This is a genomic window from Dokdonella koreensis DS-123, from assembly GCF_001632775.1.
Classification (GTDB): Bacteria; Pseudomonadota; Gammaproteobacteria; order Xanthomonadales; family Rhodanobacteraceae; genus Dokdonella; species Dokdonella koreensis.
Map to the genome: position 1 here is coordinate 1506999 of NZ_CP015249.1, position 20602 is coordinate 1527600.

At 70.8% G+C, this 20602-nt stretch carries 21 protein-coding genes; 10 read left to right on the plus strand and 11 right to left on the minus strand.

The features are described from left to right. Positions 1-8: 8 nt before the first annotated feature. On the minus strand, positions 9-797 hold the full coding sequence (locus tag I596_RS05875) for a LytR/AlgR family response regulator transcription factor (protein WP_067645431.1): 789 nt from the start codon (positions 795-797) through the stop codon (positions 9-11). Beyond that, positions 794-1879: a sensor histidine kinase gene (locus tag I596_RS05880; protein ID WP_067645433.1), complete on the minus strand. Its 1086-nt coding sequence runs from the start codon at positions 1877-1879 to the stop codon at positions 794-796. The genes I596_RS05875 and I596_RS05880 overlap by 4 nt, the downstream gene beginning before the upstream one ends. Before the next feature lie 614 nt (positions 1880-2493). Between I596_RS05880 and I596_RS18440 the strand changes: the two genes are divergently transcribed. Next, positions 2494-2967 (plus strand): hypothetical protein, encoded by a 474-nt coding sequence (locus I596_RS18440; protein WP_150132043.1) that lies wholly within the window; start codon positions 2494-2496, stop codon positions 2965-2967. Between the two features lie 447 nt (positions 2968-3414). On the opposite strand, the gene I596_RS05885 is transcribed toward I596_RS18440, so the two are convergent. Then, positions 3415-3831 (minus strand): hypothetical protein, encoded by a 417-nt coding sequence (locus I596_RS05885; protein WP_067645435.1) that lies wholly within the window; start codon positions 3829-3831, stop codon positions 3415-3417. A gap of 134 nt (positions 3832-3965) precedes the next feature. Further along, a complete protein-coding gene (locus tag I596_RS05890; protein WP_223303926.1) occupies positions 3966-5078 on the minus strand; it encodes an NAD(P)-dependent alcohol dehydrogenase in 1113 nt (370 codons plus the stop codon). A gap of 560 nt (positions 5079-5638) precedes the next feature. On the opposite strand from I596_RS05890, the gene I596_RS05895 reads away from it, so the two are divergent. The 3 genes from I596_RS05895 to I596_RS05905 all read left to right on the plus strand — a co-directional run bounded on the left by I596_RS05895 (position 5639) and on the right by I596_RS05905 (position 9146). Next, on the plus strand, positions 5639-5965 hold the full coding sequence (locus I596_RS05895) for a hypothetical protein (protein ID WP_067645437.1): 327 nt from the start codon (positions 5639-5641) through the stop codon (positions 5963-5965). Positions 5966-6064: 99 nt separating this feature from the next. After that, the gene (locus tag I596_RS05900; RefSeq protein WP_150132044.1) at positions 6065-7801 is read left to right on the plus strand and encodes a gluzincin family metallopeptidase; all 1737 of its coding nucleotides are present in this window, start codon (positions 6065-6067) and stop codon (positions 7799-7801) included. A 1-nt stretch (position 7802) separates the two neighbouring features. Continuing rightward, positions 7803-9146, plus strand: a complete 1344-nt coding sequence (locus I596_RS05905; protein ID WP_067645439.1) for a ComEC/Rec2 family competence protein — start codon at positions 7803-7805, stop codon at positions 9144-9146. On the opposite strand, the gene I596_RS05910 is transcribed toward I596_RS05905, so the two are convergent. Continuing rightward, positions 9104-9442, minus strand: a complete 339-nt coding sequence (locus I596_RS05910) for a GIY-YIG nuclease family protein (RefSeq protein ID WP_067645441.1) — start codon at positions 9440-9442, stop codon at positions 9104-9106. The genes I596_RS05905 and I596_RS05910 overlap by 43 nt on opposite strands. A 323-nt stretch (positions 9443-9765) precedes the next feature. On the opposite strand from I596_RS05910, the gene I596_RS05915 reads away from it, so the two are divergent. Genes I596_RS05915 through I596_RS05925 form a run of 3 tightly spaced genes read left to right on the plus strand, consistent with a single transcriptional unit; the run spans position 9766 to position 11626 of the window. Then, positions 9766-10500 carry a hypothetical protein gene (locus tag I596_RS05915; RefSeq protein ID WP_150132045.1) on the plus strand — a complete coding sequence of 245 codons (735 nt, stop codon included), beginning with the start codon at positions 9766-9768 and terminating at the stop codon, positions 10498-10500. A gap of 6 nt (positions 10501-10506) precedes the next feature. After that, the gene (locus tag I596_RS05920) at positions 10507-11007 is read left to right on the plus strand and encodes an RNA polymerase sigma factor (RefSeq protein ID WP_067645445.1); all 501 of its coding nucleotides are present in this window, start codon (positions 10507-10509) and stop codon (positions 11005-11007) included. Beyond that, positions 10994-11626: a hypothetical protein gene (locus I596_RS05925; RefSeq protein ID WP_067645447.1), complete on the plus strand. Its 633-nt coding sequence runs from the start codon at positions 10994-10996 to the stop codon at positions 11624-11626. The genes I596_RS05920 and I596_RS05925 overlap by 14 nt, the downstream gene beginning before the upstream one ends. Before the next feature lie 174 nt (positions 11627-11800). On the opposite strand, the gene I596_RS05930 is transcribed toward I596_RS05925, so the two are convergent. Continuing rightward, complete coding sequence (locus tag I596_RS05930) at positions 11801-13078, minus strand: M56 family metallopeptidase (RefSeq protein WP_067645449.1); 1278 nt, start codon at positions 13076-13078, stop codon at positions 11801-11803. Then, positions 13068-13436, minus strand: a complete 369-nt coding sequence (locus I596_RS05935) for a BlaI/MecI/CopY family transcriptional regulator (RefSeq protein ID WP_067645451.1) — start codon at positions 13434-13436, stop codon at positions 13068-13070. Before I596_RS05935 ends, I596_RS05930 begins: the two co-directional genes overlap by 11 nt. A 316-nt stretch (positions 13437-13752) precedes the next feature. Here I596_RS05935 and I596_RS05940 point away from each other — a divergent pair, with 316 nt between their 5' ends. Together I596_RS05940 and I596_RS05945 are read left to right on the plus strand one after the other, a co-directional pair. Then, positions 13753-14019 (plus strand): DksA/TraR family C4-type zinc finger protein, encoded by a 267-nt coding sequence (locus tag I596_RS05940; protein WP_067645453.1) that lies wholly within the window; start codon positions 13753-13755, stop codon positions 14017-14019. A gap of 146 nt (positions 14020-14165) precedes the next feature. Then, positions 14166-15587, plus strand: a complete 1422-nt coding sequence (locus tag I596_RS05945; protein ID WP_067645455.1) for a serine hydrolase — start codon at positions 14166-14168, stop codon at positions 15585-15587. Positions 15588-15665: 78 nt separating this feature from the next. Here I596_RS05945 and I596_RS05950 read toward each other — a convergent pair whose 3' ends face one another. The 4 genes from I596_RS05950 to fabA all read right to left on the minus strand — a co-directional run bounded on the left by I596_RS05950 (position 15666) and on the right by fabA (position 19229). Beyond that, the gene (locus I596_RS05950) at positions 15666-16025 is read right to left on the minus strand and encodes a YkgJ family cysteine cluster protein (RefSeq protein ID WP_067651510.1); all 360 of its coding nucleotides are present in this window, start codon (positions 16023-16025) and stop codon (positions 15666-15668) included. A gap of 98 nt (positions 16026-16123) precedes the next feature. Further along, a complete protein-coding gene (locus I596_RS05955) occupies positions 16124-17401 on the minus strand; it encodes a S41 family peptidase (RefSeq protein ID WP_067645457.1) in 1278 nt (425 codons plus the stop codon). Positions 17402-17501: 100 nt separating this feature from the next. Then, complete coding sequence (gene fabB / locus I596_RS05960; RefSeq protein ID WP_067645459.1) at positions 17502-18710, minus strand: beta-ketoacyl-ACP synthase I; 1209 nt, start codon at positions 18708-18710, stop codon at positions 17502-17504. Positions 18711-18713: 3 nt separating this feature from the next. Beyond that, entirely contained in the window at positions 18714-19229 is a 516-nt protein-coding gene (gene fabA, locus I596_RS05965; protein ID WP_067645461.1) for a 3-hydroxyacyl-[acyl-carrier-protein] dehydratase FabA, read from the minus strand. Between the two features lie 468 nt (positions 19230-19697). Between fabA and I596_RS05970 the strand changes: the two genes are divergently transcribed. Further along, entirely contained in the window at positions 19698-20552 is an 855-nt protein-coding gene (locus I596_RS05970) for an alpha/beta hydrolase (protein WP_067645463.1), read from the plus strand. Positions 20553-20602 lie beyond the last annotated feature (50 nt).

The following is a 20602-nucleotide window of genomic DNA, read 5'->3' on the forward strand; positions in this document are numbered from 1 at the left end:
GCCGGGGGCTACATCTGCCGGAACAGGTGCAGGAAGTTGCGGCTGACCGGCAACACGTCCTTGCGACCCTTGAGGTGGATCAGGGCGGTTTCGTTGTCGCCGCGCACGACGTGGCTGATCGCACGCAGGTTGACCACCACCGAGCGGTGTACCTGCGCGAACTGGGCCGGATCGAGCTGCGCGGCGAGCTCCTTCAGCGCCAGGCGGACCAGTGCCTCTTCGGGCTTGCCTGCATCACCGCGCCACGCCACCCGCGTGTACTTGGTATCCGAGCGCAGGTAGTCGATCTCGTCGGTCGGGATCAGGCGCAGCAACTGGCCGACCTGTGCGCGGATCCAGCGCAGCGGCGCCGTAGCCGGCGATGCGCCGCCCTGCAGCTGTGCGGCCAGTTGCTGCAGCAGCGCCTCGGTGGCGAGCGCCGGCTGCGCGGCCCGCAGGCGTTCCTTCAGCCGCGCCACGGTATCGGCCAGCCGCGCCGGGTCCACCGGCTTGACCAGGTAGTCGAGCACGCCCTCGGCGAAGGCCTGCACCGCGTACTGGTCATACGCCGTCACGAACACCAGGTGCGCGCGACGACCGATCTGGTGGGCCGCTTCCACGCCGGAAAGCCCCGGCATGTGCACGTCCAGGAAGCACACGTCCGGCCGGCGCGCCTCGAACTGCCGCACCGCCTCGCGACCGTTGCGCGCCTGGGCGACCACCTCCAGTTCAGGCCAGGCCTGCGCCAGCTGACGCGCCAGCGCCTCGCGCAGCAGCGGCTCGTCGTCGGCGATCAGTGCGGTGGGACGTGCCGTCATGGGCTGGCGGCCTCGCGTGCCGGAAATTCCAGTTCCGCACTGACGCCGTGCGGCATCTGCGCACCGATACGCAACTGCGCATCGGCACCGAAGCTCAGGCGCAGGCGCTCGCGCAACGTCGACAGCCCGGTGCCGAGGCCCTGGCCCGGCGCGCCCAGGCCCACGCCGGTGTCGCTCACGCGCGCGCGGCAGCGGTCGCCGTGGCGCTGCACGCCGACGTCGATGCGGCCGCCGTCCTCGCTGGGATCGATGCCGTGGCGCACCGCGTTCTCCACCAGCGTCAGCAGCGTCATCGGCGGGCAGTGCAGGGCCAGCGCGGCCTCGTCCGCGTGGATGGCGAACTGCAGCCGGTCCGGCATGCGCATGTGCATCAGTTCCAGATACGCGCGCACCAGGTCCAGCTCCTGTCCCACGGTGGTGGCCGGCGCGTGCAACCGCGGAACCGCCGCGCGCAGGTAGGCGATCAGGCTGCGCAGCACCGCCGGCGCCTGCGGCGACCCGGTATCCACCAGCGCCTGCACGTTGGCCAGCGTGTTGAACAGGAAATGCGGCGCCACCTGCGCCTGCAGCAGGTGCAGGCGTGCATCCAGCGCCTGGCGTTCCAGCTCGCTGCGCTCCAGGTCGAAGGCCAGCTGCTGGTGTCGTGCGATCGCCTCCTTCTGGCGCACCAGCGCCCCCAGCGCCGCCCACGGCGCGATCAGCAGTCCCAGCACGGTGATCGACGCAAAGCCCGAGAGCCGCGAGCCGACCTCCCAGAACGGCGGCGCACCCGCCGGCGTAGAGAGCGTGTAGACCGCCAGCGTGCCCAGCGGCACCGAGAGCGCCACCCCGAGCACCTGCAGCACCCAGCGCGCGAGCCAGCCCGGCAGGCGCCGCGGCCACTGCTCGAATACGCCGAACACCAGCATCGCCAGCAGGCCCAGCCCGATCACGCGTGCCAGCAGTCCCGCCCCGCCCGATTCCCAGCCCGGGCTGAGCAACAGGCCGAGAATGGTCGACGTGATCAGCGTGAAGCGCAGGCGCCGCCAGCCCAGCAGGAGCGCCAGGCCGCGCGGCTTGGTGGAGAGCGCGGATGCGGACATGGCGGGAGGATAGTTCACTGTGCTCACTTCTTCAGATGTCGATCGGCAGCATCCACAAGATGTCCCTGGTCGGAAGCGTTGTGCGACGAGTGACGGCAAGGCCGGAACAAAAACGGTGAATGCCCAAGCAAAGGGAGCGCGCGCAGGTGTCGGGACGATCGCTTGCCCGTGTATTGATGCTCGATGCAGAAAACCAAGTCCGAGATTGAAGGCGTGACGCGTCGTGATTGTGGGCCATAAGTGACTATGGCATGGTTCTGTTTGCTATCGCAGTCAAGGACAATTTCGAGGTCAATTGCGGAAGTGGGCAAGATAACGGCCTTTGCTGTAGCCAGACTCGAGGAATTTGACGCTGTCAGTTGTCCGCGGTTGTAGCTTCACGGCAACCTGGCGCAATCACATAGGGATGTTGTGCATCCTGCCGGATTGCGAGGTGAGTGAGGCCTCAGCTTGTTTCATTGCTTAAGAAACATGTGGTTGGCTATCGATCGCATTCTGCGATTGCAACCGGTTGGTGATGGCCGCCACGGTGACGAGATGGCCGGCTGCCCATGAGTCGGCCGTAACGAGCGTACCATTGCGCAGCAGATGACCATTCGATAGAGGGTTAGAAAATGGCAGATAGGCGTCTGGTTGCGCTGCTCTTGGCGTTTTTATCATGCGCGTGCCTGGCTGGTCCGGCCGAGCTGGAGGTCAACGCATGCATTGTGTCGGATGAGGATGGGTTTATTCTTAGATTTGAGGTGAGTAACGTTTCTGAGAACAGTATTACCATTCCTAATGAAAGACTTCCCTGGGGGGTTGATGGGGCGATTGTTGTTGCATATCGTGGAACGGCAATTCGTGGTGGTCTTCTGCGTCGCGTCTATTTGATTCAGGATGATTTTTCGGAAAATCGTTTGTTGAGGCGTGGAGGTAAACAATACGGTGATGTATATCTCAGCCACATCTTCCCTGAACTAAGGAAGCCTGTTGCGGGTAGTCCTGTCACAGTCATGTGGAGCTACTCCGTGCTTGATTTGCCAGTAAGGCAAGAGACCATTGGAGGGGCGCTGACCTTGCTAGAAAGAGATAGATGCGCGAAGTAGCCGGATCCTCAAAGAGAAGCCGCGCCGGCTTCTCGCCCGATAGGCTCCTCGCAGCCGCAAGGCGTCGTGCGCTCGAACGTGCCAGGTGGTAGTCATTCGCTGCCGGCGATGACAGGTCGTTGCGGGGCATCCGTCTGACACCAGGCGGGTAGCTGTTCAGGTCCGCTGGCCGGGCGACCACGATATCGCCGTGACACGACGACGGCGGGCCTTGCCGATACTGGCGTGGATCGCGCGCAGGTCTGCCCGTGTGGGTTTGCGCGTGCGATCTGCTCAGCGGCGCCGGGAATTTCCATCCTGTGCCACGCGAGATCGCAACTCAGACATCGGGCTTGATGCAAGGAGGTCAGCAAGTCCGCAGTCACGATGTTTCGGAGGATCCGATCGGGTGTGGCCGAATGCCGAAGGGCTTCATCGTCAACGGCGTCAATGGTGCGGCTTCGGTCGTCAGTTCCGTTGCTCCTCCGCGAGGCGCCGCATGGCTGGATCGTCTGACACATGGAAAAGGTCGTTTCTTCCCCGGTGCTCGATCAGTTCGGTCGTGGTCCCGACGGTAACCAGCTCGTAGACAGGGCGGCTGTCGTGCTGGGGATACGGCCGGATAGGAACAGATCCTTTCAAGGTGCCTACTACGTGCTCATCCTTGCCCTTGCGTGTGTCGTGCAGCGTGGCGCGCATCGTATGGCCGCTGCTGTCGATGAAGTAGCAAATCCGGACTTCCAGGTCGGCCCGGTCGCCACGGCCGGCGTGTTCAAACCAGGCTGGTAGTCTGGAGTCGGCTGCCAATCGAAAGCAGGACTCCGGTATCTGGATGCAGCCGGACAGCAGGGCTGCGACGGTCAGTGCGATCGGCGCCTTGGGCACTGGGCCTCCATGGACGATGGCACGCCAGGAAGCGCGCCGACGAAGCATAGGAGGCGTGGCGCGCTCCGTCGATCCTCCGGCCTGCCAAGCGCGCAGACGCTCCACCTCCTGCGGCAGAACAGAGCTGCGGGAACCTAGTTCATCTCGACGATCACCTTGCCCCGCGCGCGGCCGGTTTCCACGTAGCGGATGGCCTCCGCGGCTTCGCGCAGCGGATAGCGGCGATCGATCACCGGCGTCAGCTTGCCGGCCTGTGCCAGGTCGGCGAGGACCGCCAGGTCGGCGGGTGTGAGCTCCGCCAGGAACTTGGTCATTTCCTGGTCGACGAACGGTGCCAGCAGCGCGGCCTGGATCACGCGGGCGAGCGGTCCCAGCCAGGGATCGCGCTTGGGGCCGCTGACGATCACGAGGATGCCGTCGGGCTTCAGCGCGCGCCGTGTATCCAGCAGCGAATGGCTGCCGACGTTGTCGAGGATCAGGTCGTACTGGGCGCCGCCTTCGGTGAAGTTTTCCTGGGTGTAGTCGATCACGTGGTCGGCACCAAGGGAGCGCACCAGGTCGAGATTGCGCGTGCTGCAGACGCCGGTCACTTCGGCGCCGTAGGCCTTGGCGATCTGCACGGCGACGGTGCCGACGCCGCCGGAGGCGCCGTTGATGAGCACCTTATGGCCGGGACGCAGGTGTCCGTGGTCGCGCAGGCCCTGCAGCGCGGTGACGGCGGCGATCGGCAGGGCGGCGGCTTGCTCGAAGCTGAGATTGGACGGCTTCGGCACCACGGCGCGGTCCTCGCGCACGACCAGGTAGTCGGCCAGGGCGCCGTTGCGTCCGCCGAAGACCGCATCGCCCGGCTTGAACCGGGTCACCTGGGTGCCGACGGCCTCGACGGTGCCGGCGAAATCGACGCCCAGCCGCGGGTTGTCGGGGGCGCCCAGGCCCGAGGACAGCCGCATGATGTAAGGCTTACCGGTGGTGGAGTGCACGTCGAGCGGATTGACCGAGGCGGCGTGCACCTTGACCAGGATTTCGTTGTCCTTGGGCGTTGGCCTGGCGATCGTCTCCAGGTGCAGGACATCGGCCGTGCCGTAGCACCGGTGCACGACGGCCTGCATCGGCGTGCCACCGGCCGGTGGCGGAGCGGGGGCGGGGCACGGCGATTCGTAGCTCAGGGCGACGGCCAGCGTGGCCAGCGCGAGCAGCACGAGCGCCAGCAGGCCGACGAGGATTCGCTTTCGCAGGGTCATGGTCATGCGCCTTTTCCGGGAGCGGGCTCGGCCGCCGTGTGCCGTTCGGGTCCGACCGGCGCGCGGTTTCCGTTGCGGCACTTTGCTCGGCTGCGCTCGCCGACGCGAGCCGCCTGCGACGAGCGGCGTCAGGACGCCACCCGGAAGCGATTCGCGCGGATGATCGGCCTGTGCGTCCCGGTCGCGCCTGCCCGGCGGGCGGTCTCGCAACGCGACGGCTACTACGGGAAATGACGATCGGCAGGGAGCGTCCGGGCGCCCTGGGCGTGCCGCTCAGGCGAGCCGGCCCGGCCGTGAATGGCGCGATGGCCTGACGGCTGGGGTGCGTGTGAGCGGATGACGGCAATCGGTGTAGGAAATTTCCTACGCCGATCGTTTTCTCTTTTACATCAATTGGATAGGTCTTTTTCCTGACGGCGCTCGGCGTTTGTGGGGCACCGGTGGCCGTGCCATGATCGGACGCATGGATGCGGTGGGCACGGCGCACGTTCGCCGAGGCACCGGCAGTGGAAGGCGGATGCGGACGGGGCGCCGGAGCGGTGGGCGGCGCCGAGGGGAACGATGCAATGGTCGAAGGATCGACACGGTTCACGGCGGGTGGCTGGGGCTGGGTGGCCGGGCTGCTGCTGGCGGCACTGCCGGCCGGCGTCCGCGGCCAGGTGCCGGTGGCGCATGAATACCTGCACGCGCAGTGGATCTCGCGCTACGACCGCGAGGCCTGTCCGGCGCCGCCGCTGCTGTCCGATGCGACGGTCTTCGATGCGCACTGGCGGCCGTGCCGCGAGCCGCCGTGGATGGCGTGGGGTGGTTCCGGGGACCCGGGCGAGATCGATCCGGACGGATCCCGCTCGCGTCGCATGCGGTGGGACGAGCGCGTGTTCTCATGGTGGTGAGCCGGCGGCGGTTGCCGGCGTAGTCCGGCCGCGCATGGGCGCGGGGTGCTTCCAGTTCCATCGCGGCCCGGGCGGGCCGGGGAGGGCGACGGCGTGGCGATGCAGCGCACGGTCCCGCAGGGGACGCATGATCCGGTCCGGCACGACGTGCCGATGCGCCGGTGGACGATCCTGGCGCAGGATCCGGGGGTGTTGACGTCCGATGGCCGGGCGCTGACGACGACGGTGGCAGTGGCCGCGGAACGGCTCGAGCGCGGGCCGAAGGGGCATCGCATCCACGTGGTGGACTACGACGCCTCGGCCAACGTCCTCTACCGGCCGCGCACCGGCGACGTGGCGTCGGACCCGTATGCCGACGTCACCGACATCGAGCGGCTGGTGGGCGATCCGCACTTCCACCAGCAGAACGTCTACGCGATCGCCATGGCCACGCTCAAGGAGTTCGAGTGCGCGCTCGGGCGGCCGGTGGCCTGGGGCTTCGAGCATCCCGGGCACCAGCTCAAGCTGGCGCCGCACGCATTCGCCGACGCCAACGCGTACTACTCGCGCGAATCGGAGAGCCTGGCCTTCGGCTACTTCCCGGACCGGCGCGGCCGCATCGTCTACACCTGCCTGTCGCACGACATCGTCGCGCACGAGACCACGCACGCGCTCCTGGACGGCCTGCGGCCGTTCTACTTCCAGCCGTCCTCGCCGGACCAGGCGGCGTTCCACGAGGGCTTCGCCGATGTCGTCGCGCTGCTGTCGGTGTTCCGCAGCCAGACGGTGGTCGAGCATGCGCTGGGGCCGCTGACCGGCCGCGACGGCCGCGTCCGCTTCGACCGGCTCGACCTCGACGGCCTCGCCGGCACGGCGCTGGCGCGGCTGGCCGAGCAGATGGGCGCGGCACTGGACGGCGTGCCGAGCGCGACCTTGCGCGCTTCGCTGCGGATCGAGCCGGCGGAGTTCCATTACGGCAGCGCGCGGTTCGAGGAGGCGCACGACCGCGGCGAGCTGCTGGTCGCGATCGTCCTGCGCGCCTTCGTGCTGACCTGGCTGCGCCGGCTGGAACCGCTGCGCGCGGACCGCGTGAGCGGTGTGAGCCGATCGGTGGTGGCGGAGGAGGGCGCGACCGCGGCCAAGCAGCTGCTGCGCATCGTGATCCGCGCGATCGACTACCTGCCGCCGGTGGACATGAGCTTTCCGGACTACCTGAGCGCCCTGCTCACGGCCGACCTGCAGCTGTACCCGGACGACAGCCGCTATCACTATCGTGACATTCTCAGGGAGACCTTCGCCGCGTACGGCGTGGTGCCGTCCAGCGGCACGCGCTCGGACGGCGCCTGGGATCCGCCGCGGGTCGATTCGTTCACGCTGGCCGGCACGCATTTCGCGCGCATGCAGAGCGATCCGACCGAGGTGTTCCGCTTCGTCTGGGAAAACCGCAAGGCGCTCGGGATCGAGCCGAACGCCTTCACGCGCGTGATCTCGGTGCGGCCGGTGCTGCGCGTCAGCAACGACGAGACGCTGCTGCGCGAGACGGTGGTGGAGTACGTGCAGACGCTCAAGATCTTCGCCAACGAACTCAAGGCGCTGGGCATCGAGAAGCCGGCGGACATGCCCGGCACGCAGTTCATCACGCTCTACGGCGGCGGCAGCCTGGTCTTCGGCGAATACGGCCAGCTCAAGTTCCACATCGGCACCGGCGTGGCGAGCGCGCGCCAGGGCGACCGGCTGCGCAGCCTCTGGGAGCAGGGCCATTTCGCGTCGAGCGCACCGGTGGCGCAGCGCATTGCGGCGATGCACCGCGACCGCGCGCTGCGCCCGTTCACGCCGCCCGCCGGCAGGATGTGGTGACATGGCCACGCGCAAGACCGCCGCCGCCGACCGTCCACAGCGCGTCACCCTGCGCAGCTACGACGTCGGCTTCGGCGACTGCTTCCTGCTGACGTTCCACTATGCGAGGTTCGACCGGCACGTCCTGATCGATTTCGGCTCGACGCGGCTGCCGGCCGGCAAGGCCGGCGGCGGCGACTACCTGCTGCGGATCGCGCGGCAGATCCGCGAGGACTGCGGCGGCCGCCTCGATGCGGTGGTCGCCACCCATCGGCACAAGGACCACATCAGCGGCTTTGCGGCAAGGAACGGCGACGGCCCCGGCGCGATCATCCGCGACCTGCGCCCGAAGCTGGTGATCCAGCCCTGGACCGAGGATCCGGATGCCGCGCGGGATGCGGAGCAGCCCACGCGCAATCTGGCGCCGGCGCGCGCGCGGGTGGCGCGGCACCTGCGGATGCTGGCCGACATGAACCGCTATGCGGGCTTCGCCCTGCAGGCGGCCGAGCGCCTGCAGGGCCGGCCGCTGGCGGACCTGCGCGACCAGCTGGCCTTCCTCGGCGACGACAACAGCCTGGCCAACCGCGATGCCGTCACCAACCTGATGACGATGGCGCCCAAGCGACGCTACGTGTACTTCGGCGCCCGGTCCGGACTGGAACCGCTGCTGCCGGGCGTGACTGTCCGCGTGCTCGGGCCGCCGACACTGGCGCAGACCCAGGCGATCGCGCGCCAGCGTGCCGTCGACAAGGACCAGTTCTGGCATGCGATGGGTGCGCGCGCGGACTTCTGGTCCAAGCGCGCGGACCTGGCCGCCCGGGACGCGGCGGCGTTCGCGCCGCTGTTCCCGGAGCACGCCACCACGCGCTACCCGTGGGATGCGCGCTGGTACCGCTCGTATGCACGGCGCGAACAGGCCGAGTCGCTGCTGGCGATCGTGCGGGCGCTGGACGACGCGATGAACAACACCAGCGTGATCCTGTTGTTCGAGGCCGGCGACAAGCGCCTGCTGTTTCCCGGCGACGCGCAGTACGAGAACTGGATGTACGCGCTGGCGCAGCCGGGGGTGCGCGAGCTGCTGGGCGGGGTGGACCTCTACAAGGTCGGCCATCACGGCAGCCTCAACGCGACGCCGAAGGACCTGTGGGACGGCTTCGAGAAGCGCGGCCCGGCGGCGAAGGCCGACCGGCTGCTGGCGTTCCTGTCCACGCGCGAGGGCGTGCACGGCCGCGAGAGCACGCGCACCGAGGTGCCGCGGCGGACATTGGTGGAGGCGCTCGGCAGCGAGTCGACCCTGGTCGACACCCGTGCGCTGGCGCCCGATCAGCTGGCCAGCGTGACGACGCTGTCGATCGGCCCGGCCTGAGCCGTCGCGGCGGCGGGCTCGGGCGTGGCATCGGCGGCCAGGTAGGCCAGCTTGTCGGCACGCGGCAGGCGCTTGATCTGCCATTCCGCGCGCGAGGCCGAGGCACGATCCGGATAGCAGCGGCTGCCGAGCAGGCGCACCGGCGGGTTGGCACGCGTGTAGCGGGCGCCGGTGCCGCGCTGGTGTGATGCGTAGCGTGCGGCGACGTCCACGGCGATGCCGGCGTAGTAGGCGCCGTTCCGGCATTCGATCAGGTACAGGAACCACGGGCGCGCGGGGGCGGGTGTCTCGTTCACGCGGGTCTGGCTGGCGGCTTCGCGGCGACTGTGCCACAGCCCGGTGCGTGACGGTACGGCGCGCCGGCGGCACGGACGCGCCGGCGCCGCCCGGCCGCGGCCGGAACCGGCCTTGCGGCGGTACCGGTGCCGGCCTCGCCACGGTACGCTGCCGGCGGCCGTCCGGCGGCAGGCGCCGGACCGGAGCGGCGTGTCTCCGCTGCGGCGCGGGGCGTGTCGTCGGCAGGAGGTCCACCCGCCCGGGAGCGGGCCGGTGCGCGCGGATGTCAGGTTTTTCGCCGAAGGCCTGTCCTTGAGAAGGACTCCCGCAACCGGACACGACGATGAGCCACCTGCCCGCAACGATGAATCCGACCCACGAACCGATCGCCGCCGGCTGGGGCGTGGCGGTGCGCTGGCTGCGCCACGCCGGCACGCTGTTCCGCCGGGCGCCGCTGCGCTTCTGGCTGCTGGCCCTGCTGCCGATCGTGGTCGAGGGGCTGGTCCAGCTGCTGCCCACGTTCGGCGTGGTCGCCTCCAAGCTGCTGACGCCGCTGGCCAGCGCCTGGGTGCTGCTGATGGTCGACCGCCGCGTGCGCGCCGGGACGTTCGCACCGGCGGCGGCCGCCCGCACCGCCTGGGGACGCGCGTGGTCGATCCTGCTGCTGGCGGCCGTCGCGGTGCTGGCCTTCGCGTTCCAGGTCGGCGTGGCGTTCCTGCTCGGCGGCGCCGCGCAGGCCGGCGCGCTGGCGACCGGCAACCTGGCCGCGATCACGTTCACGCGGGGCCAGTTGGCGGCGGTCCTGGTCTCCGGGCTGCTGCCGGCGGCGTTCATGTTCTTCGCGGCGCCGCGCGTGGTGATCGACGGCCTCGGCGTCGGCGCCGCCTTGGTCGAGAACGCCCGCCGGCTGGCGCTGCTGTGGCGGCCGGTGCTGGCCTATACGGTGGCGATGGGCGCGCTGATCGCCGGCATGCTGTGGCAGCCGTGGCTGTTGCTGGTGCTGTTGCCGTTCGGCGTGTACGTCAGCTACGCGGCCTATCGCGACGTGTTCGATCCGGCCGGGCCGGCGACCGCCTGACGGCCGATGACGCGGCCGCAGATCGAGGAAGTGCTGGAAACCTACGGCCCGATGCTGGCGCGCATCGCGGCCAGCTACGCCGGCGAGCCGGCGCGGCGCGACGACCTGCTGCAGGACATCTCCATCGCGCTGTGGCGGGCATTGCCGCAGTGGCGCGGCGAGTCGGCCCTGCGCAGTTTCGTCGCCCGGGTGGCCAACAACCGGGCGATCAACCACCTCGCGGCCAACCGCGCCGCCCTCGATGCGCCGCTCGACCCGGACCTGGCCGATCCGGAGGCCGACCCGCTGCAGCAGGTCCAGATCGGCCAGCGGCGGCAGGGCCTGGTCGAGGCGGTGCGCGGCCTGCCGCTGGCGTTCCGCCAGCCGGTGGTGCTGGCGCTGGAGGGCTTCACGCAGAAGGAGATCGCCGAGCTGCTGGGCCTGGCCGAGAACACGGTCGCGCAACGGCTGAGCCGGGCCCGGCGGCGCCTGCGCGCACAGATGGGAGACGATCGTGACGGGAACTGAACCTGCCGCTGCCGATTGGGCAGCGCTCCGGACCGCCTGGTGCGAGCAGCCGCTGGCGGCCGTCGACTGGACCGCGCTGCGCGGCGAGGTGACCCGGCGCAGCCGGCGCATGGCGGTCACGCGCGTGCTGGAACTGGCCGCTGCGGCGATCGCCGTCATGCTGTGCCTGACGCTGGCGCTGCTGCCGAAGGCCGGCTGGAACGATCGCGCTACCGGCCTGGTGCTGCTGGCGGTCGTGCTCGGCTTCACCGGCTGGACGCAATGGCATCGCCGGCGCCAGTGGCGCGCGCTCGACCTAGCGCCGCCGGCCCTGCTGGCCTTCGAGCACGGGCGCACCCGCACCTCGCTGCGCATCTGGCGGACCAGCGCCTGGCTCAGCCTGACGCTCTGGTGCGGCCTGTACGCGGCCGCCTGGGCCGACCTGGCATTCGGTCTGTGGGGCGCCGACCCGGTGCGGGTATGGGGCATCAACCTGGCAGTCAATGCCGTGGTGGTGATCGTGTCGGCCGCCATCGCCTGCGGGCTCGGGCGCCGCGCCCGGGCGCGCCTGCGGCGGCTCGACGACCTGGCCGCTGCCGTGGCTACCGAAGACGCCGGACGCGGGCCGGATGGCGCATGAGCGGCATTGCCCGGATATGCCCAGCGCCGCAACGGCTGCATCGGCGCGGAAGGCGCCGGGACGCCCTCGGCGGCCGGTTGCCGCCGGCTCGCGCCGGACGCCTCGCGCAGCCGTCGCCGCGGATGCGGCGACGGTGCGAAACGCAGCCCGGCGCGGGCAGGTCGTCGCTCCGGACTAGCGGCGCTGGACCGTGATCGTGTCGAGCGCCGGGGCCGCGATCGCCGGGGTTGCCGGCACCGCCGGTGTGGCCGGCGTCGCGGGTGTCGTGGGTGTGCCCGGTGTGGCGGTGACGCCGGACGAGAAGCGGATCGGCACCACGACACTGCCTTCCTCGCTGCGGCCGTTGCGCTGGGCCGGTGTGAAGGTCCAGCTGCGGACCGCGGCGGCGGCGCTGTCGGCCAGCTGGTCGGCGACGGCCGCCGGCAGTGAATCGGGCACGACGCGATCGCGCTCGACGGCCAGCGGCGTGCCGTCGCTGCCGACCCGCACCTTGAGGTAGACCGTTCCTTCCGGAACGACACCGTCCAGGTCGGCGGGGTAGGCGGGAGGACTGAGGCGTCCGTAGCCCGGTCCGGTCGAAGCCGGCTGCGCGGCCCAGGCCAGGCCACCGGCGGCCAGCACGGCAGCGGCGAGGCCGGTGGCACCGAGGATCCGGCGCAGGCGGCCGGGGAGGGGTTTCTTGAGCATGGCGATTCTCTCGTTCAGTGGATGGCTGGACTGCCATTGGCAGCCGATCGGCAGTCCGAGGTCGACCCGCTGCGTCTTCAACATCGCGTCGGCGTAGGACCGGCGCGCTTCCGGAAAGTCGTGCAGCACCCGTGCGTCGCAGGCCAGCTCCTGATCGAGCCGGAACCGGCCGGCGGCCAGGTGCACGAGGGGGTTGAACCATTGCAGGCAGCGCAGCGCGGCGACGGCGGCATTGAGCAGCGGGTCGCGCTGGCGCCGGTGCGCGCGCTCGTGCGCCAGGATCAGCGTGCGTTCGCGTTCGCTGTAGCGGTGGTGGAAGTCGCCGGGGATGACGATGCGCGGCTGCAGCGCGCCGACCAGGGCCGGCCCGGCGTGATCGCCGCGTGCCTGCCAGAGGCCGTCGGTCGTTTCGACCAGCGGTCCCAGGTGACGCAGGAAGCGCGCTTGCGTCCGCCAGGTGACCAGTGCCGTCGCCAGCACGCCGGCCAGCCATGCGGCGACCAGCCAGCCGGCGGTGGAACTGGCCGCCGGGACCGCGGCGGCGAACGCGAGATCGGCGACGCCTGTCCAGGCCGGCACGGACAGGGCCTGGGGGCGCGGAAGCAGCGCACCGAGGCCGGCGCACGGTACCGCCGCCCAGAGTGCATAGGCGATGCGCGCGCCGACCCAGCGCCGCACGATCCTGCGTACGAGCAGCACGACCGCGATCGCGGCCGAGGCGGCCAGGGTCAGGCGCAGCAGGCCTTCGAGGATGTCACCGGCCATCGTCGAGGTCCTCGATCAGCTTGCGCAGTTCGGCGATGTCGCGCTTGCTGAGCTTGCGCCGTTCGGAGAAGTGCGCGACCAGCGGCGCCACGCGTCCGTCGAACAGGCGGTCGAGCAGGGTCTTGCTGCTGGCGTGCACGTAGTCCGCGCGCGCCAGGACCGGCCGGTAGAGATAGCGGCGGCCATCGCGCTCGGCGGCGATCGCACCCTTGCGCAGCAACCGGTTGATCAGGGTCTTGACGGTCGCTTCCTGCCAGCCGTGCCGGCTGGCGGTGGCGGCCACGATGTCGTCGGCGGCGAGCGGCTGCGCGCGCCAGAGCACGTCCATCACGGCACTTTCGGCATCACTGATCTGCATTTCATTTACATCCGTAATCGATGTATTGAGATTACGCGTGTAAACGTATTTGTCAAGCCGCGCCGGGCCGCTGCGTGCCTTGACTTGCCGGGGTTCGCCGCCATCTTGCAAACTCTTGAGAAATCGCGTGCTGGCGCGATCCAGGGTGGGATCGCGCGCGGATCGACGGCACCAGCGGTTGATCCGCGGAACCGGTGGTGCGGCCTTGCCGCATCGTGTGCGTCGGGAATGGGCAGGACGGCTCTTTCTCGACCCTGTACTGGTGCAACCCGCTGCCGCTGTGTGCGGCGGCTCTGAACGTTTCAGGAGGTGCCCGATGGCAACCGGTTGGGCAGGTGACGGCGCGGTCCAGGACCAGATCGACGCCACCGTCAACGATGCGATCAAGCGTGCCCGCAGCCAGCTTCCGCAGGGGCCGGGTCTGGCGCACTGCGAGGACTGCGAGAAGCCGATTCCCGAGGCCCGGCGCAAGGCCGTGCCGGGCGTGCGCCTGTGCGTGACCTGCCAGGAGGCACACGACCGCGAGCAGGCCACGTTCAGCGGCTACAACCGCCGCGGCAGCAAGGACAGCCAGCTGCGCTGAGCGCCGGTCAGTTCGACGGGCCGGGCCACCGGCCACCGGCGGGCCTGAGCTGCTTTTCCACCGTTTCACGCCTTTGAAAGCGACGGCGGCCCGCGCGTTCGGCGGGGCTGCGCGATACGGCGTTCGATCGCGAGGGGGAAACGGCCATGAAGCGGTATCTGGGCGTGCTGGTGGGTGTGATGGCGCTGACCACGGCGCAGGCGCGGCCGCTGTTCGTCGACGGCTTCGAGCCGCCGTCGATCGCGCCGCTGTTCCCGGTGGTCGGCGGGCAGTACCTGCTGCCGCCGGGACCGGCGGCCGACCAGCTGCGCTGGCTGATCGGCGAACTGGCGGCCGGCGAGACGACGTCGATTGCCGAGATCAACGCGCATTTCGATGCCGGCTGGCTGAGCCAGACGCCGGCGGCGCAGACCCAGGCGTTCATCGCCTCGGTACGTGCCAGCTATCCCGATGCGGTCATCACCGACGTGATCGGCCTGACACCGGTGCGCGCGACGGTGGTGATCGACTCGCCGGGCAGTCCGCCGCCGTCAGGGTTCCTGAGCTTCGGCACGCGGTACGCCGGCGACGGCCGCATCGTGCTGTTCGGCGTCAGCAGCTACGGCGGCTCGGTCCAGTATCCGGTCGACCGCACGCTGACGCTGGCGCAGGCGGCCGACAAGTTCGCCATGCTGTCGCCGGGTCCGGGGTTGTTCGTCGGCCGCATCGGCAGCGGCGGCCAGTGCAGCGAGATCGCCGGCCGCAGCGCCGACCTGCCGCGGGCGACCGCCTCGGTGTTCAAGCTCTGGGTGCTCGGTGGCGTCGGCCGCGCGATCGCCGCCGGCCCGCTGGCAGCGGCCGAGCAGGTGCCGATGGTCGCCTCGGAGCTCGCGCCGGGCGGCATCATCAACAGCGAGCCGTTGGACACGCCGTTCCCGGTGGCCGAGCTGGCGACGCTGATGATGGGCAACAGCGACAACACCGCGACCGACCTGCTGCACCAGCGGGTCGGCCGCGAGCGGCTCGACCAGGTCGTGGCCGGCTTCGGCGTCGCCCAGCCCGATCTCCTCACGCCCTTGCTCGGCATCAGCGAGCAGTTCCACCTGTTCCGTTCGTTCCCGCTGGACGAGGCGCTGGGCTACGTCACCGGCAGCCAGGCCTACAAGCGGCAGTTCCTGGCCGAACGCATCGAGCCGCTCGGCCCGAACACCGGTGGGCCGTTCTTCCATGCCGGGCTGCTGACCGACGGCACCTGGCGCGCCAGCGCGTCGGACGTCTGTCGCGCCTTCGGCCAGTTGCGCCGCCTGCCGCAGGGGTCCGAGGCACTGATCACGGTCGACGCCGCCCTGGGGGCGCAGGCGGCCCAGCCCGACGTACGCGGCCGATGGGACCGCGTCTGGTACAAGGGCGGCAGCCTTTCGTCCGGGACCGGCTACCACGTGCTGACCCACGCCTGGATGCTCGAGAACGCCGGCGAGGACCCGTACGTCGTGGTCGCGATGGCCAACAACCCGGCCGGCGGCATCGACGAGTACGCGGTGCAGTCGATCACCGGACGATTGCTGGAGCTGGTATCGCTGATGCCGTAGTTCCGGTCGTCGATCGCCGCGCCTCCGGCCCGTGCCGCCGTACCGCCGAAGCGAGCACGCACCGGTCCGCGTCTTCGGCTAGGCTGCGGTGGAGGTGTCCCAGTCCGTGGCCTTCAGCGGCGGCAGGCCGTGCGCGCTGCGCGCACGGTCGCACGACGGGCTCGCTCGGCCGGCCTCCCAGGCCGGCGCCGGTTCGCGGCATGGCGACGGGCGGCGCGCGTAGATCGTGCAGGCGGCCGTGGCGTCCACGGTGCCGGCCAGCGCTCCGCAGCGCGGATCGCTGCCCTCGGCGCCCTTCATCGCCAGCCGGTGCCGGTCCAGCCGGACGGTCAGCTCCGGCGGCACCGGGCCGCCCAACGTCGTCGCTGCTTCGGTGCAGTAGAACGCGACGCGATACACCGCGCAGCAGGCACCGCAGCGAAGGCAGGGATGGGACATGGCGCGCGACGATGGCGCAGCGGCCGGCACGCGGATCAGCGGATGCGGCAGCGCGGTCCGCCTCTGCGCCACCGTCCGTTGCGGCGCGATCCGACCGCTCAGTTCTCGCGCCGGTGGCGCGTGGTGGCACCGTCGCTGGACAGGGTTTCCAGCGCGACGATCGCGCCGGCAGCGTCGTGCTGGAAGGCGACGCGGCGCGTCGGATCGTCGGCCACGCTGAACAGGTCGCCTTCGAGCGGCAGCAGCAGCTGCGGCGGGCGGCGGCCGCGTTCGAGCAGCAGGCCGCCGGCCTCGGCGCGTACGCGCAGTTCGCCGTAGTGCCCCACGAACCGGCCGGTGTCGATCGACTTGGGCGGCGCATCCGCCGCCTGCAGCGCATCGAGCACCCAGCGGGCGTCGGTGGCGTCCGGCCGGCGCGCCAGGATCGCGGCCAGGGCCAGGCGCTGGGCCTTGCCGGTAGCACCATCGACCGGCGCCGCGATGTCGGGAACGACGCCGCGACCTTCCCAGTTGTCGCGGCTGATCGGATTGACCGGTGTCGCCACCGACACGAAGACGCGGAAGCCGTCGCCGGCATCGACCTCGTCGCCGGGGTTAGCGGCGCCGCCGGTGGTCTGGCCGACCACGCGGGCGCGACCGGACTGCTGCAGCGTATAGGCGAGCGCCTCGGCGGCCGAGCCGGTCCGCCCGCTGGTCAGCACGAACAGCGGCACCTCTACGCGTGGCGACGGGTACCAGTCGAGCGGCGCTTCGCTCATCGTCCGGCCGTTGCGGCCGTGGAAGGTGTTGAAGACGTCCTTGCCGCGCGCGGTGAAGGCGCTGGCGAGATAGCCCACCATCGCCGGCGAGCCGCCCGGCGACTGGCGAAGATCGAGGATCATGCCGTCGGTGCGCGAAAGCAGGTCCAGGGCCGCCTCGATCGCCCGGCGGGCCGGTGCGTCGGGTTCGCCGAACTCGAAGCCGGCGAGCAGGCGCAGGTCCAGGTAGCCGATATTGCCCGGCAGTACCTCGACCCGCTGGATGCCGTAGTTGCCACGGCGCTCGCGCTCGGGTGGCGGCGCCTCGCGCGCCGGCCGCGGCGCGTCCGCCGCCGGATCGACCCAGCGCACGTTGAAATGCGCATCGGACGGCCGCAGGCGCTCGGCCAGCGCGGTGGCCAGGTCACGCGGATCGGTCAGCGCGTCGAACGTTCCGGCGGTCGCGGCAGCCCGCAGCTCGGCGGCGATCTGGCCCGCACGCGCCTCGTCGTAGTAGCGATCCTCGATCGCCTGGGCGATGCCGTCGACGGCGCTGCGCGGCGTCGCGGCGGCGGCTCCGGCCAGGAGGGCCAGTAGCGCCGCGAGCGCGGCGCGGGGGGCGGAAACGGAAAACGGCATGGCAGGTCCCTCGGCGCAGTGATGCCTAGGAGATGCGGGGGCTTGCCGATCGGTTGCAGCCGTCGGGCGGATTCCCCGCCCGTGCGCGGCGCGCGGGTCGTCAGACCCGCGCGAACACCAGGCTGGCGTTGGTGCCGCCGAAGCCGAAGCTGTTGGACATCACCGTGTCGAGCCGGGCGTCGCGGCTCTCGCGCAGCACCGGGAAACCTTCCGCGCGCGGATCGAGCGTGTCGATGTTGGCCGAGCCGGCCATGAAGCCGTCGCGCAGCATCAGCAGGCTGTAGATCGCCTCGTGCACGCTGGCGGCGCCGAGCGAATGGCCGGTCAGCGCCTTGGTCGAGGACAGCGGCGGCACGGCCGCGCCGAAGACCGCGCGCAGCGCCTCCAGCTCGACGATGTCGCCGACCGGTGTCGCCGTGCCGTGCGTGTTGACGTAGTCGATCGGTGCGGCGAGGCCGTGTAAGGCCATCTGCATGCAGCGCACCGCGCCTTCGCCGGACGGCGCGACCATGTCGCCGCCGTCGGAGGTCACGCCGTAGCCGACCAGCTCGGCATGGATGCGCGCGCCGCGCGCGCGGGCACGCTCGTAGTCTTCCAGCACCAGGATGCCGCCGCCGGCGCCGATGACGAAGCCGTCGCGGTCCGCATCGTAGGGGCGCGAAGCGCGCTCGGGCGTGTCGTTGAAGCCGGTGGAGAGCGCACCCATCGCGTCGAACTGGGCGGTCATGCCCCAGTGCAGCTCCTCGCCGCCGCCGGCGAACATCACGTCCTGGGCGCCGTGGCGGATCAGGTCGGCCGCGGCGCCGATGCAGTGCGCGGAGGTGGCACAGGCCGCGGAGATCGAATAGCTGAGGCCGAGGATGCTGAATGCCGTCGCCAGCGTGGCCGACACGGTCGAGCACATCGTCCGCGGCACCATGTACGGGCCGACGCGGCGCACGCCCTTCTCGCGCAGCAGGTCGCCGGTCTCGATCTGCCACTGCGCCGAGCCGCCGCCGGAGCCGGCGATGGCGCCGGTGCGCGGGTGGCTGACCTCGTCGGCGGACAGGCCGGCATCGGCGATCGCGTCGCGCATCGCCACATAGGTGTAGGCGGCGGCATCGCCCATGAAGCGCTTGAGCTTGCGGTCGATCGCCGCGACCAGGTCGGTCTGCGGGGCGCCGGCGATGCGGCTGCGCAACCCGCGCTCGGCCTGCTCGGGCGCGGTGCGGATGCCGCTGCGGCCTTCGCGCAGCGCCGTGGCGACCTCGGCGAGCGTGTCACCGATGCACGAGGCGATGCCGATGCCCGTCACTACCACGCGGCGCATGGCCTAGAAGCCCTCGGTGGACTGGAACAGGCCCACGCGCAGGTCGTCGGCGGCGTAGATCGGCCGGTCGTCGACATAGGTGCGGCCGTTCGCGATCACCAGCGCCAGCTTGCCGCGCATCACGCGGCGGATGTCGATCTCGTAGCGGACCTGGCGCGCCGACGGCAGCACCTGGCCGCTGAACTTGACCTGGCCCACGCCCAGCGCGCGGCCGCGGCCGGGTTCGCCGAGCCACGGCAGGAAGAAGCCGGTGAGCTGCCACATCGCATCCAGGCCGAGGCAGCCCGGCATCACCGGGTCGCCCTCGAAGTGGCAGCCGAAGAACCACAGGTCCGGCCGGATGTCGAGCTCGGCATGGATCAGGCCCTTGTCGAAGGCGCCGCCGCGATCGTCAATGCGCGTGATGCGGTCGAACATCAGCATCGGCGGCGCCGGCAGGCGGGCATTGCCGGGGCCGAACAGCTCGCCGCGCGCGCAGGCCAGGAGCTGTTCGTGATCGAGCGAGGAAGGTCGCGACATGAAGGGGTCTGCTGTGGGGGCGGGCGAGTCTGCGCGAGCGATCGCGCATCGGGCTAGACGAGGGCCGAACCCTTGCCGCGCACGAATCGGGCCGGCGATTGTCGGGAAAAGACGGCAAGTATTCAATGTCGAGGCTGCCGGGTGCGTTTTCGCACCGGGGCGCATCGGCGCTTGCCGCGGTTCCGGGTGGGATGCGCCGGCAACCGGCGATCGGCGTCGCACCGGCTGCCCGCGGCTCCCCCTGTCGCGGCACGGAGCCCCCTGAACACTTCGCCTGTGACCCGGCCCGAGCGGTGCCGCCCGCGCGCTCGGACGGGGTACCTCCGTGCCGCGGCTTGCGCAGGCGCCGCGTGCCGGACGGATTCCGCCGTTCTCGATGCAAGCAGGCCGAGCCCGGCTGCGGGGCTACGCAACCGCACGCGCGCAGGGCAAAGTAGCGCCCCGTACTTCCGATGCGACCATCGCCCGATGCCGAAGCGCCTCCTGATGGCTACCGCGATCCTGCTCCTGGCGCCTTCCGCGGAGGCCATCGCCCCGGCGTGGCCGGCGCAGACGGCCGCCGAGGCGGTGCCCGCCCACGCGACCTTCACGCTGCCGTCGGCGCGGCTGGACGAAACGCGGCGGATCAACCTCTACCTGCCGCCGCAGTACGCCCGATACGCGACCGCGCGGTTCGACGTGCTGTACATGCCCGACGGCGGGCTGGCGGAGGACTTCCCGCACCTGGCCACCACCATCGACGCCTTGATCGCGGCCGGCCAGATGCGCCCGGTCATCCTCGTCGGCATCGAGAACACCGAGCGGCGTCGCGACATGACCGGTCCGACCACGGTCGCCAGCGATCGCCTGGTGGCGCCGCGGGTCGGCGGATCGGCGGCGTTCCGCGGGTTCATCGCCGAGGAGCTGATGGCATGGATCGATGCGCGCTACCGCACGACCGGCGAGCGCGGCATCATCGGCGAGTCGCTGGCCGGTTTCTTCGTCGTCGAGACCTTCCTGCTGCAGCCGGGCCTGTTCGATGTCTCGATCGCGCTCAGCCCGAGCCTGTGGTGGAACGGCGGCGCGCTGGTGGACGGTGCAGCACCGCAGCTGGACGCCTGGCCGCAGCGGCCGGTGCAGCTGTACCTCGCCTGGGCCGACGAAACCAACATCGGCCCCCCGTCCGAGCGCCTGAGCGGCCTGCTGCAGCGGCATGCGCCGCCCCAGCTGCGCTGGCAGGCGGTGCCGCGTCCGGACCTGACCCACGCGACGATCTACCGCGCGCTGGCGCCGCAGGTGCTGCGCGCGCTGTATCCGCCGGCGGCGGCCGCGGCAGCACCATGAAACCGTCCGGCATCGCCGCGCGGCCATCGCCGGCGCGACCGCCGCGCGTG

Bases quoted from the DNA above. Each gene is read 5' to 3' on its own strand.
- I596_RS05875 (WP_067645431.1), bottom strand. From the start codon at position 797: ATGACGGCACGTCCCACCGCACTGATCGCCGACGACGAGCCGCTGCTG.
- I596_RS05880 (WP_067645433.1), bottom strand. From the start codon at position 1,879: ATGTCCGCATCCGCGCTCTCCACCAAGCCGCGCGGCCTGGCGCTCCTG.
- I596_RS18440 (WP_150132043.1), top strand. From the start codon at position 2,494: ATGGCAGATAGGCGTCTGGTTGCGCTGCTCTTGGCGTTTTTATCATGC.
- I596_RS05890 (WP_223303926.1), bottom strand. From the start codon at position 5,078: ATGACCATGACCCTGCGAAAGCGAATCCTCGTCGGCCTGCTGGCGCTC.
- I596_RS05895 (WP_067645437.1), top strand. From the start codon at position 5,639: ATGGTCGAAGGATCGACACGGTTCACGGCGGGTGGCTGGGGCTGGGTG.
- I596_RS05900 (WP_150132044.1), top strand. From the start codon at position 6,065: ATGCAGCGCACGGTCCCGCAGGGGACGCATGATCCGGTCCGGCACGAC.
- I596_RS05905 (WP_067645439.1), top strand. From the start codon at position 7,803: ATGGCCACGCGCAAGACCGCCGCCGCCGACCGTCCACAGCGCGTCACC.
- I596_RS05915 (WP_150132045.1), top strand. From the start codon at position 9,766: ATGAGCCACCTGCCCGCAACGATGAATCCGACCCACGAACCGATCGCC.
- I596_RS05920 (WP_067645445.1), top strand. From the start codon at position 10,507: ATGACGCGGCCGCAGATCGAGGAAGTGCTGGAAACCTACGGCCCGATG.
- I596_RS05930 (WP_067645449.1), bottom strand. From the start codon at position 13,078: ATGGCCGGTGACATCCTCGAAGGCCTGCTGCGCCTGACCCTGGCCGCC.
- I596_RS05935 (WP_067645451.1), bottom strand. From the start codon at position 13,436: ATGCAGATCAGTGATGCCGAAAGTGCCGTGATGGACGTGCTCTGGCGC.
- I596_RS05940 (WP_067645453.1), top strand. From the start codon at position 13,753: ATGGCAACCGGTTGGGCAGGTGACGGCGCGGTCCAGGACCAGATCGAC.
- I596_RS05945 (WP_067645455.1), top strand. From the start codon at position 14,166: ATGAAGCGGTATCTGGGCGTGCTGGTGGGTGTGATGGCGCTGACCACG.
- I596_RS05950 (WP_067651510.1), bottom strand. From the start codon at position 16,025: ATGTCCCATCCCTGCCTTCGCTGCGGTGCCTGCTGCGCGGTGTATCGC.
- I596_RS05955 (WP_067645457.1), bottom strand. From the start codon at position 17,401: ATGCCGTTTTCCGTTTCCGCCCCCCGCGCCGCGCTCGCGGCGCTACTG.
- fabB (WP_067645459.1), bottom strand. From the start codon at position 18,710: ATGCGCCGCGTGGTAGTGACGGGCATCGGCATCGCCTCGTGCATCGGT.
- fabA (WP_067645461.1), bottom strand. From the start codon at position 19,229: ATGTCGCGACCTTCCTCGCTCGATCACGAACAGCTCCTGGCCTGCGCG.
- I596_RS05970 (WP_067645463.1), top strand. From the start codon at position 19,698: ATGCCGAAGCGCCTCCTGATGGCTACCGCGATCCTGCTCCTGGCGCCT.